Raw genomic sequence first — 11,943 nt, forward strand, 5'->3', positions numbered from 1 at the left:
TGGGTTCTTCCTTTCGTATATTGAATTGTCTTTAAACACACTTATATCATACTTTTTTAGAAAACACCAACGTCAGAAAAAATTGCCAAGAATCGTATCTTTATGCGCTTAAAAAGCCTTTTCCAATTACATCTCGTACATCGTGCACAATAACAAATGCTTCATTATCAATTTTTTTAATTAGCTTTTTAAGCTTAATGAGCTCTTGTTTGCTAATGACAATATACAAGAACTCTTTTGACTCTTTTGTATAGTTCCCTCGACCATTTAGAATCGTTACCCCTAGATCAAGCTGTTCATTAATTTGATCTGCTACTTCGTTTTGGTTGCTTGAAATAACGGTAATGGCCTTTTTCGCATCAAATCCTTCAATAACGAAGTCAATTACTTTTGTTGTAATGTACAGCATGACAATCGTGAATAGTAACTTTTCAATTCCAATAGTAAAATAAGAAGCCAATACCACTAGTAAATCAACAGCTAAAAGTGCGTGGCTGACTTTCCAGTTTAAAAACTTATTTAGAATTCGAGCAATAATGGCTGAACCTGCTGTTGTTCCAACAACACGCAAAATCATCCCAATTCCAACGCCTAGTAGTACGCCGGCGAAAACCATGCCAATAAGCTCCTCTTGAAGATGAAGACCCCAGCCTTCAGTTACGTGAAGAAAAATAGATGTAGCGATAATTGTAATCATCGTATAGACAATGGTTTTTTTCTCTAAGAATTTATACTCTACGATAAGCAAGATACCGTTTAGAATAAAGTTAGTGATGCCCGTTGAAAGATGCGTTGTATAATATAAAATAATGGAGATACCGGTAACGCCGCCTTCGCCCAATTCGATCGGAATGACGAACATGTTAACTGCAAGTGAAAATACAAACGAACCTATTAATAAAAAGAGTACATCTTTTACTCATCGGTGAAACCCTCCTCGGCATAAAAATTCACATAAAAAAGCCCCTTCTCTAAAAGAGAAGAGGCGCTTATGTTTAGTTTTTATATCACGTATTCTTAAATTGCCATGTATGACTATAGTATGTTCACATACGTTTGTCAAACGGAAAGTTTATGCATGATGTTTAATCAAAGCTTTGAGTCAATTATCTTTTATGTATACTAGGAATGTTTTAATTTATTTAAACAAAGACGGATGCAGGAATTAGTCGACTCAATTAATTCTTTATCGCCTTTTTTTAATCGAATTTCTAATGCACGCTGAAAATAGTGATGGGCTTTGGAAACAACTCGCTGATCAAGTAAACATTTTCCAAAATGCTGATAGACAAAGTCTTCATATATGTGAAGGTCTTCATCTTCTTTTAATTGTTCAATGAGTAGCTGAAACGTTTCATTCGCTTTATCCCACTGTTCTTGCCAATGATATGTATGTCCAAGTCGAATCGTATTCAAAAATTCACCTATTGTATCAGCATGTCGGTCATATAGATAAATGGCCAGCTGCAAGTGTCTTTCACTGCTCGTTAATTCTCCAAGTATGCGCTCGTATACGCCAATGTGTCCATATGTTTGAGCAGCGGCACACTCATCCTCTTCGTCAAGAGCTCGTTTCTTTAAATAGATAATTCCCTGCTTCATTTGGTGTGGGTTAACCGGAACTTCTCGAAGCTGCTCATTAAATCGATAACTCATATTAAACGGAAGATCTCTGATGTTCATGCACGCTCCTTTCATATGGCACATCAGCAAACATACTTTCATGACCGCTTGCTTATGGTCCATTGGATGTAGGATTCTTTCCAGTTTGATACGTTTACGCGATTTACAGGAAAGCTCAGCAAAAGTGCTGAGCTGTTGGTTCTTATTATTTTACTTATATATCCATTTTATCACAAAAAATACTACCGTAAAGATGATCAGGCAGCCTTCATATAAAAAAATGGTTTTTTATCAATAAAAATGGTTTTATGCTCTTGAAAGCCTATACGCTGATACAATTTTTTAGCTTCTACGTTATTATATTCAACGTTTAACGATAAAAACATCTTACGCTTTTTGGCTTCTTGCTTGGCTACATTTAAAAGAGCTGTCCCTATCCCTTTTCCGCGATAAGCTTCATCCACACATAGAGAGTCAATATAATAATCTCCATGTTCAGTTTCTATATCAATTTCCCACGCTGGATTATTAAGTTTAGCACGTACAAAACGCTTAACTGGTTCATAGAGCGTTTGTAACATACTTCCTTCGTAGCAAAGTATGAGTCCAACTACCTTCTCATCGACTTCTGCGACTGTAATATGATGATAGCTATAGCGATTCTTCTCAGACAGAATAAACGCTTTAAGTCTTAAAAGCGCTTCTTCGTTCGTTGTAGCCGCCGTATGAGAGCGTGCAATACTGCCAAGCATGTCATAAAGTAATTCCGTTACAGCAGAAGCATCTTCTTTTCTTGCTTTCCTTATTTTCACGATTTTCAAACTCCCTTTATTCTCTTCGCTTGCGTTATTTGTAGCAAAACGTCTTACCTATCTACTTTAACACGAAAAAGAAAAGAAAGAAAAAATTAACTCCTAATCTTCCTTTTATTGTATAATCAATATATATTTTCAAATGAATGGATGATGACTATGAAAAAACGCCGTCAACAGAAAGATACTACGATGAACAGACGGGGGGTTTTAGCTGAAATCCTTTTTCAAGTGCCTGAGCTGCTCATATGGCCCCTGCGTCTTCTTATACGGATCGGCCGTTCCTTGTTAGATGGTATTTAGCCACTCTTATACAAACCTTTACTGAACTCACAAAAAAAGAAACTCAGCAGTTACTGAATTTCTTTGTTAGTTCTTTGCTTTTCTGTATCCAGCTTCTTGTGCATCTTTTTCGGTACAGAACCAAATGACGTTGTTCATGGTTTGATTGTAGTGTGCCCCTGTTGGCACATGATAAATTTTAGAGTTTTGATTTCCTTTTATTCTACCTTCACAGCTTTCTCCAGACTGAGTATCTTTTTGATTAGAAGAGGACTGATTTTTTACAGCATCCGTATTATACCCTTTTTCTTGTGCATAGTTTTCAATGCTCCAGATTCCTTTCTCGCTTTTTCGAGCCTGCTCCTGTATTTTTTTAAATTCATCTACGTACTTTGTGTTTGGAGGAAATACCGCTAAGCGGGCTAGCCCTTTTGCTAGCAGCTCTTCATTATATAGTTCATTGTCTATCCATACATACGCAAGCAAGCGTCCATATTGATCACGCTCTTGCACATCAAATTCAAGGGTGATTTCCTGTCCTTCTAGCCTTTTTTTCGTGTAAGCAGATGCTTCAGGACCAAAGGGCTGTACGCCTAGTTTGGGATGCTTTGTCTCCGGGGTATCGACAAGAAGTAGTCGCACGCGATCCGTCTTTCCGTTCAGCATTTTCACTTTAAGCGTATCACCATCCACTACTCTTTCTACCGTAGCTGCTTCCCCCACTACATCTTCACGACTTGCTTTAGAAGGACTATGATCGTCTCCTTGATCTGATGAATCTTCTACTTGAACTGCTTGTTTTGTATCGGTAGAAGATGTGGTTGAATGACTTGCCTGCTCATCACTGCATCCAGTAAGAAGCAGCATAAACATCGCGAGCATGATGTAAATAATTGTTTTTGTTTCTTTCAAAACCCAGGTCCTCCTTTGACACATTCCCTATCTACTATATAAAAGCCAAATGATTTTATAAATAGTGTAAATCACCTAAAAACAAAAACTCGTGAAAATACCTTTCACGAGTTTTGTCGTGCAACTGTTATAAAAATTAATTACCTGTTTCAAAGTCGTTATTTTAAATAGCCTCTATTTTATCTCTATCTCATGAACACATTTTCCGTTTTAATGTATCCAAATTTTTAATCATGAGGATATTTTACACTACAAACACATTTATCGTCTACCGGCTTATGAGAATAGGGAATAGCCGCACAAATAGAACAAGTGTGAATATTTTAATATAATGATTAGCTAACATTATTGGGCTATTTGCAACGTAAATAAGAATGCTTGATTAACAATAGCTAATAGGGGTTCTTCAAGTCTTTGTTTTACTACCGAATTTTTTGTTTGCGCATCCACTGAGTAGCCACCCATTTTTCTCCCTTTATAACAGGAGCTCCACCGTGAAGAGTACGGTCGTTAAGCTCAGCGTCAGTATAAAAATATTCAAAGTAAACGGCCATTCCTTTTATTGGAGATACGGAAAGACCCAGCTTAGGAAAATAAGTTTCTCCCCCTTCTTCGACATCATTCAAATACATAACTAATGTACTAATACGGTTATTTTTAGATGCTTTGCTTGCAGAAGCGAAATAATCGTGATGTGCTTTGTATTCTTGATCAGGCAAGTATTTTAAGACTTGAAGGCCTTCAGCGTAGTCAATAGACGGTCCCATTATTTTAGAAAGTCTCATTTCAATTCGATGTACAAGCTCGTTTTCGCTTTCTTCAAAAAACATGCCGCTGCTTGTTCGAATACTGTTTACTTCACGTGCAGCGCCAATTTTTGATCGCTGCATTTTATCTTTGGATAGCTGTATAATTTCGTTACATTCTTCGTTACTTAGGACATTTCCTAAAACTAGAACAAGAGGCTCTTCAAATCGAGCAACAATATCAATCTCTCTGTCTTCTAATTTAATTTTATTCCCTGAATGGTTAAAAATCGTTTGTTCTTTGTTTATTAAAGATGTATTAGTTAGAATCATCTTTTATCGGCTCCTCGAAATAGCTATTTTCCAATTCTTCACTTCATTATATGTAAACGCTTACTAATAAGAATTATATCATGTAAGCTAAGTAAATTCTGCTAGTAAGAAAAATAAATAAATAAAAAGAAGTCCGCAATATAACGGAGCTCCTTAATTTTTTCTTATAGGATTTACATGTATTTTAAACACTCTATAACAGCTACCTCAAAAGCTTTTTTTTAATCTGAAGCATACGTGCGAAAGAGCAGCCAAAATCATCGGTACACCAGTTCTTTTTTATTTAGTTCAAGCGTCTGTGCTGTAGAACCATGAATTTTGTTGAAAAGCGCTGGATTTTCTACCAGTGACAAACCGTAGGAAGGAATCATTTCTTTTATTTTTGGTTCCCATTCTTTCATATGCTGCGGGAAACATTTTTCTAACACTTCAAGCATGACGTAAACGGCAGTCGAAGCACCTGGAGAAGCCCCGAGCAGGGCAGCGACGGAACCATCAGCTGAACTCACCACTTCTGTACCAAATTGAAGGGTTCCTTTACCTCCGGCTTCCGTATCTTTGATTACTTGTACACGTTGACCCGCGACGACGATATCCCACTCTTCGCTTTTTGCGTTTGGGATAAACTCGCGAAGTTCTTCCATACGCTTTTCATTTGATAACATCACCTGCTGAATCAGGTATTTTGTTAAGCCCATCTCTTTGACACCTGCTGCTAACATCGTCAAAATATTATTTGGCTTTACAGAATTAATTAAATCCAAATTTGAACCCGTCTTTAAAAACTTTGGTGAAAAGCCGGCAAACGGTCCAAACAGCAGTGTTTTTTTGCGGTCGATATAGCGTGTATCAAGGTGTGGAACGGACATTGGCGGAGCACCAACCTTCGCTTTTCCATATACTTTCCCGTGATGCTGCTCTATAACTTCAGAATTATTGCACACCATAAATAATCCGCTTACCGGGAACCCTCCAATATGTCTGGACTCAGGAATACCCGTTTTTTGGAGTAAAGACAGGCTTCCGCCTCCTCCTCCGATAAAAATAAATTTCGCCTTATGGTATTCCTGTTTACCGCTATAAATATCATGTACTTTTACTTCCCACAGGCCGTCCGCAGTACGTGTCAGATTTTCAACACTGTGGTTGTAGTTCATTTCTACGTTTTTACTCTTTAAGTGTGTAAACAACATACGAGTTAAAGCCCCAAAGTTCACGTCCGTCCCTGAGTCGATTTTGGTTGCCGCAATAGCTTCAGTGGATGTACGGCCTTTCATGACAAGCGGCATCCATTCTGTTAGCTTTTCAGGATTATCAGAATACTCCATTCCTTGAAACAACGGATTATTTGATAGCGCTTCAAAACGTTTTTTTAGAAAGGATACATTTTCTTCTCCTTGTACAAAACTCATATGAGGGATGGGCATAATAAACTCTCCGGGATTATGAATTAAATTACTGCTTACAAGATACGACCAAAACTGTCTTGAAAGCTGAAACTGTTCATTAATTCGGACCGCTTTCGTAATATCTATAGATCCGTCGGCTTGTTCAGATGTATAGTTCAACTCGCACAGTGCTGCATGGCCCGTCCCTGCGTTATTCCATTCGTTCGAGCTCTCTTCTCCTGCATCTGCGAGTTTCTCAAATACTTTGATTTCCCATTCCGGCACTAACTCTTTTAGTAATGATCCCAACGTCGCGCTCATAACTCCGGCCCCAATTAAGATAACGTCTGTTTTTTTATATACATTGCTCATCACAATCTTCCTTATCTTTTATATTTTAAAAAAGCGCCCCTTGGCAACACGCCTATTCTATCCCACTCTCTATAGATTAAGTATGTCTGACAAGTTAGCTGTCTTACGTAACGGGAGTTTTTATACACGCCCTTTCATCTTGTCCTTTTGTAACATGCTCAATATTACTTCAGCGGTTTCTTCAACTGCTTTACCTGAGACGTTAACAATAGGACAACCAATGCGCTTCATAATTTTCTCAGCATAGTCTAGCTCTTCAAGGATTCGATCTACATTTGCATAATTGGCTTGAGACGCTAAACCTAAATTTTTTAATCGTTCTTTTCGGATTTCATTAAGCTTATCCGGTGTGATAACTAAACCAATACATTTATTTTTCGGAATGGCAAAAAGTTCATCAGGAGGCGTCACTTCTGGAACTAACGGTATATTTGCTACTTTAAGGCTTTTATGAGCTAAATACATAGAAAGTGGCGTCTTAGATGTTCTCGAAACACCAATCAACACCAGATCGGCGCGCTTGATACCTCTGAAGTCTTGTCCATCGTCATATTTCACAGCGAATTCAACTGCCTCTACTCTTCGAAAATAGTTATCATCTAATTTTCTCGTTAATCTCGGTTGAAGATTCGGTTCCTTATTAAAGGTTTGGCTAAAGGCACTCATAAGAGGAGTCATTAAATCAATAGCTACAACTCCTTCTTCTTGCGCCTTTTGGTCAAGATACTGTTTTAAAGATGGAATGACAATGGTATACGCAATAATGGACTCATTGCACCTTGCTTCAGTAATGATACTATCAATCTTCTTTTCATCTTCTACGTAAGAAGTATGTTGAATTTCAATATCTTCTCCAATAAATTGAGTTAAAACGGCTCTTACCATTAATTCAGCCGTTTCCCCTACTGAGTCGGAAACTATATAGACAATTTTTCTTTTGTTCATGTTAAATCTTCCTATTCTTTAATTTTAATAACGCTAGTATTTTTTGTTTAGCTATAATTTAGCAGTTTACATGATACAAATGAATCGACTGGCACCTTGAACACTTCAACAAAACAATCAAAATTAATATTTATGTCATACTAATTATAAAATAAAAGTAAATATGTTATACTATTTTCATTAAATGTTATATTAGCATTAAATATACTTAGATACAATCCCTTTTCTCAGCATTTTATAAAAAGTTTGAAGAAAGAAAAAGTTTAGATGTTAAAAGGATTTATGCTTTTAGATGGTGGAACTCACCATTGCCAAGCGAGGCTTTATAAACGGATAATTATGTAGTTTATAACATGATTTGAAGAAGCACACTCTATTCTTTTGAGCTAAGAGTACTACTAAAAATAAATAGTTTAATATACCAAAAACACCGCCTGAAAGACGGTGTGTTAAATAGTTGGTTATAGTGATTTCTTAACGTTACTTTATGCTTTAGCGATTCATCAATTAATTCTTATAAAGCGGACGTATTACTAGTAGATTTTTGCAATAAAAATTTAGAAAGATAATGGTAAACGCCGTTTTCGTCACAGTTAAACTCGGTTATGTCATCCACAATTTCTTTAATGTGATCCGGCGCATTTTTCATCGCTACAGCATAGCTAGCAAACTGAAACATTGGCAAATCATTGTTGCTGTCGCCAATAGCTAGAATGTCTTGCTCAGGCAAATTAAAATAATTTAGCATTTGCTGAATTCCCGTTGCTTTATTTACGTTTGCAACCATCACTTCGACATTATGTTTAGATGAGGTAGAAGTGGTAAAATCTATTTCTTTCTTGAGTTTTTCAAGCTCCTCTTTCCAGTCATTGATATGCTCATGCGTTCTTGCAAAAAAATAGAACTTTGAAAATTCGCTTCCCTCTACAGAATCTTTCCAGTCAATTTCTTCTTTAATCGCTTGTTTACGGGAAAGCCACTCGTTAATTTCCACACTGTCCGGCTTTGGATTTCTAATTTCATTTTCAACATATGACTGATCTTGTTTTAATGTCACGCGAGGTGTGCCGTACGGAAAAAGCTCGTAGTATACCTTGTTCGCTCTTGCTTTTTCAATAATGGTTTCCACCAATTCAAGCGAAAGCGAATGCTGAAATACTGCTTCTTTTCCTATATATCCTGCCATACCATTTGATGTGATAAATCCATCTACTTGAAATCCTTCAGGAACCAACTCTTCTATTTCATCAAACGCTCTCCCCGTAGCGATAAAAACAAAAATCCCCTGTTTTCGTAAACCGTCAATGATTTCCTTTGTTTGCATACTCACTTTGTTGAAGCGATTTAATATCGTGCCATCCATATCTAAAAAAATTGCCTTAGGTTTTATAAACATACTTATTCCTCCTATTTGTAAAAAGAGTGTACTTGGCAAGTATAAACTTTTCCATTTTTAAACTCAATGAATGCACTTTGCTTTTCTCTTTTATAACACTACTATAAATACTTTCTTTACATCCAAAGTACGTACCTAGATAGTACAACTGTTATAAAGAAGACATTTTTTATTCGCAGTAAGTGTCTCATCTATTTTCATATACTAATAGCCAACTAGTTCAATTTGGTATAAAATAGCGTGCAAGAAAACGAATTTTCCTTTTAGCCTTTAGAGTATCGTTCAAAAAAGATATAATAAGACTATTACAGATTAAATACATATAGAGGAGGTCAACATGAACGAACCATCCAATTTTTCTCCTTATCTTATTAAACAAATCAGCGATGCGATCGATGACAATATCAAAGCAAAGTACATAGACTTTTTATATGATTCTCATTCGTTTTTTTCGAATGAAAAAGATTTTATAGAAGACTACATTTTAAATATATTGCAAGATACGTTTGTTCTAGAGAATAAATTAATAAATCCTAAGGAAATAAGAAATCCCGCCTATAAAAGAAGACAATCGAATAAGAAAAACTGGCTGCAAACGTTAAAAAAAGATATTAAGGCAGAAAAACCTAACCCTATTTTTGATGACATTGAATTGGCCAAAAAAGTGATGGATAAAAAAGTGGATACCGAACACTTAAAAAAGCTGTTTGGTGTGGAAAAACCTGAAGATATTCTAAAGATAAAGTTAAAAGAAGTAGAAGCATGGGCTAAAAGTAAAAAAACAAATATTACCGATTTTCCTTATTTAGATTCAAAGATGAATTATCAAATAGAGAAAGCATTTCACACAGACTTTACTTTTTTAATTGCTGAAATCATATTAGAAAAATACAATGGAAATTTGAGTAACTGGATTGATAAACGATTGAATTCGTGGGTAGAAGCCCCTATATTCTCAAATGAAAGTCATTCTCTTAAAACCAATATGGAAGTTAAAACAAACTCCCAAGAAGTGGTTTTATATAATGACTATAAAGTTGATGAAGAATATTTCATTCGCACGATTATCCCTGTTAATGACAATCAAACGGTTCTTTCCAAACGAAATATGGTTTTAGACCCAAAGGATTCTCAAATTATCCAGTTTGCTCTTTCACAGCGTGACGAGATGTTTTATAAAGAAAAAACGGTGACTCTTGATTTAGCAGATATCGTTAAAGAAATTTATAATTCAAAAGGTGTAAAAAACTATGAAGCGGTTGAGGCCCGCATTATGAAAATTGCCAGATATCACGTAGAAGGTGTAGCGAAGAAGAAAAATTCCAGAGATACAAAATTTGCGATCAACTTCTTCCAAAAGGCTGTAATTGAAACTGATGAAGTAACGGGCAGACGATATGCAACGATTGTATTTAGCGATGATACGCATCAAGGCTTTTTAAATCAGCAGTTTGTCCAAATTTACAGTGACGTTATAAAAAAGTTTAAAGACAACTCGCTTTCTTCTTTACTGCTTTATGCATTTCAAAAAGAGCGATTAGATTGTTATTTACAAGAAAAATCTTACACTCATTTTTATCCGTATCAATATTTTGCTTCAAAAGTTCGTTTTCGCTCAAAGAAAATTGATGTAAATCTAAAATTAATTAATGAATCTTTAGCAGAGTTTGTTAGCAACCAAGTATTGATACAAAATTATCAGCAAAAGCTTCAAGGGTTTGAAATCTCTTTTATTCCTCTTCAAAATTATGAAATTCAAGACTATTTTGGAGGAGAACACAGAGAAACATTGGAAGGGTAAATCATTCCCTTCCTTTTTTATTTGGTGTTTTGCCATTTTCAGCTTAACAAGACAAAATATACCTCTATTTATATTTCATAGTTTGGAAGTTTTGTCATTTTTAACGTACTAAATAAAGGCTTTTGCCGTTTTTTACGTACTTCTTTGCTTCTTTTGCCGTTTTCTGCGTACTAATTACTGCCTTTTGCTGTTTTTGACGTACCACTTTGCTTCTTTTGCCGTTTTTTACGTACTAAATACAATTTATTTACTAGTTATTTCTTATTAATTGTTAATTATGCCCTTTTTTAAACAAAATCACCCTAGCTTTTGCCGTTTTTCACGTACCCCTTCACTACTTTTGCCGTTTTCTGCGTACTAAACTTTGCTTTTCCCTTTATTATTGCCTTTTTAAACCACATTTTTTATTCTTTTCGCGACACATATAAAGGTTTTGCCATTTTTGACGTACCAAACAAAATCTTTTGCTGTTTTTGACGTACCACTTTGCTTCTTTTGCTGTTTTTTACGTACCACTTTGCTTCTTTTGCCGTTTTTTACGTACTAAAAATAGCTTTTGCCGTTTTTGTCGTACCAATAAAATTCACGCTGTTATTTACAGCGAACACAGAAGTGGTATTTTTACCTTTTTCTAGGTGAACAGAGATAGCTTTTGCCGTTTTCTGCGTACCACTCTTCACTTTTGCTATTTTTCTCGTACTATACTCAACATTTTGCCGTTTTTTACGTACTAAAATGCATAAAGTTTTTTTTGATTTTTAGTGACCGTAACAAACACTGTTCTACCGGTACTTGCTTGCTTTTGCCGTTTTTGTCGTACTAAAAAACCCCTACGCTGAATCCCTTGATATGACAGCATTCTTTGAACCTTTTGCCGTTTTTAGCGTACTACTCGTTCGTTTGCGATTCTGTTTCTTATTGATATAATTTTCACAAGGTATTCTTTGTTATTTTACCCTAATAAATTAATGTTGATTTGAAATAGATTGGAGGGATTCTCATGATAAAAAAAGAATTTGCGAAAATTGGAAAACAAATTATTCGCCAATTGTCTAGCACCGTAGAAAAATATAAAGATATTGAAGATCACATGGACCTAGACGATCATGGGAACCCCACAATCAAAACGGTGGCGGAACACCACCGTTTATCTAAATCTCAAATTTCACAATTAATTTTTTATCACTTCCTTCACGTTGATGAAAGAGGTATTATTTGTGATGTTTCTGAAAAAGAGATTGCAGCCGCTTTGAATTGTACGGTTCGAACAGTTCGCAACAATAATATAGTATTAGCAGAGACAGAATTAATTTCCTATTCTCGCAGCGGCAAA

At 35.6% G+C, this 11,943-nt stretch carries 9 protein-coding genes and 2 pseudogenes; 2 read left to right on the forward strand and 9 right to left on the reverse strand.

What is annotated here, in order from left to right:
* Positions 1 to 100: 100 nt before the first annotated feature.
* From ACLHDF_RS21540 to ACLHDF_RS21575, 8 genes and pseudogenes are all read right to left on the reverse strand, one after another.
* Positions 101 to 913: pseudogene (locus ACLHDF_RS21540) on the reverse strand (YitT family protein); the annotation flags it as partial.
* A gap of 209 nt (positions 914 to 1,122) precedes the next feature.
* Complete coding sequence (locus ACLHDF_RS21545) at positions 1,123 to 1,683, reverse strand: hypothetical protein (RefSeq protein ID WP_413920664.1); 561 nt, start codon at positions 1,681 to 1,683, stop codon at positions 1,123 to 1,125.
* 197 nt (positions 1,684 to 1,880) lie between these two features.
* Positions 1,881 to 2,435 (reverse strand): N-acetyltransferase family protein, encoded by a 555-nt coding sequence (locus tag ACLHDF_RS21550; RefSeq protein ID WP_413920665.1) that lies wholly within the window; start codon positions 2,433 to 2,435, stop codon positions 1,881 to 1,883.
* A 369-nt stretch (positions 2,436 to 2,804) separates the two neighbouring features.
* A complete protein-coding gene (locus tag ACLHDF_RS21555) occupies positions 2,805 to 3,629 on the reverse strand; it encodes a thermonuclease family protein (RefSeq protein ID WP_413920666.1) in 825 nt (274 codons plus the stop codon).
* Between the two features lie 422 nt (positions 3,630 to 4,051).
* Positions 4,052 to 4,708 carry a 2OG-Fe(II) oxygenase gene (locus ACLHDF_RS21560; RefSeq protein ID WP_413920667.1) on the reverse strand — a complete coding sequence of 219 codons (657 nt, stop codon included), beginning with the start codon at positions 4,706 to 4,708 and terminating at the stop codon, positions 4,052 to 4,054.
* A 257-nt stretch (positions 4,709 to 4,965) separates the two neighbouring features.
* Positions 4,966 to 6,468 (reverse strand): malate:quinone oxidoreductase, encoded by a 1,503-nt coding sequence (locus ACLHDF_RS21565; RefSeq protein ID WP_413920668.1) that lies wholly within the window; start codon positions 6,466 to 6,468, stop codon positions 4,966 to 4,968.
* Positions 6,469 to 6,588: 120 nt separating this feature from the next.
* Positions 6,589 to 7,413, reverse strand: a complete 825-nt coding sequence (locus tag ACLHDF_RS21570; protein WP_413920669.1) for a pyruvate, water dikinase regulatory protein — start codon at positions 7,411 to 7,413, stop codon at positions 6,589 to 6,591.
* A gap of 514 nt (positions 7,414 to 7,927) precedes the next feature.
* Positions 7,928 to 8,809: an HAD family hydrolase gene (locus tag ACLHDF_RS21575; protein WP_413920670.1), complete on the reverse strand. Its 882-nt coding sequence runs from the start codon at positions 8,807 to 8,809 to the stop codon at positions 7,928 to 7,930.
* Positions 8,810 to 9,146: 337 nt separating this feature from the next.
* Between ACLHDF_RS21575 and ACLHDF_RS21580 the strand changes: the two genes are divergently transcribed.
* The gene (locus ACLHDF_RS21580) at positions 9,147 to 10,610 is read left to right on the forward strand and encodes a hypothetical protein (RefSeq protein ID WP_413920671.1); all 1,464 of its coding nucleotides are present in this window, start codon (positions 9,147 to 9,149) and stop codon (positions 10,608 to 10,610) included.
* A 536-nt stretch (positions 10,611 to 11,146) separates the two neighbouring features.
* On the opposite strand, the gene ACLHDF_RS21585 is transcribed toward ACLHDF_RS21580, so the two are convergent.
* Complete coding sequence (locus ACLHDF_RS21585; RefSeq protein WP_413920672.1) at positions 11,147 to 11,290, reverse strand: hypothetical protein; 144 nt, start codon at positions 11,288 to 11,290, stop codon at positions 11,147 to 11,149.
* A 320-nt stretch (positions 11,291 to 11,610) separates the two neighbouring features.
* Between ACLHDF_RS21585 and ACLHDF_RS21590 the strand changes: the two are divergent.
* Positions 11,611 to 11,943: pseudogene (locus ACLHDF_RS21590) on the forward strand (hypothetical protein); the annotation flags it as partial.

The sequence above is a fragment of the Priestia megaterium genome (assembly GCF_046599315.1).
GTDB classification, from domain to species: domain Bacteria; phylum Bacillota; class Bacilli; order Bacillales; family Bacillaceae_H; genus Priestia; species Priestia megaterium_F.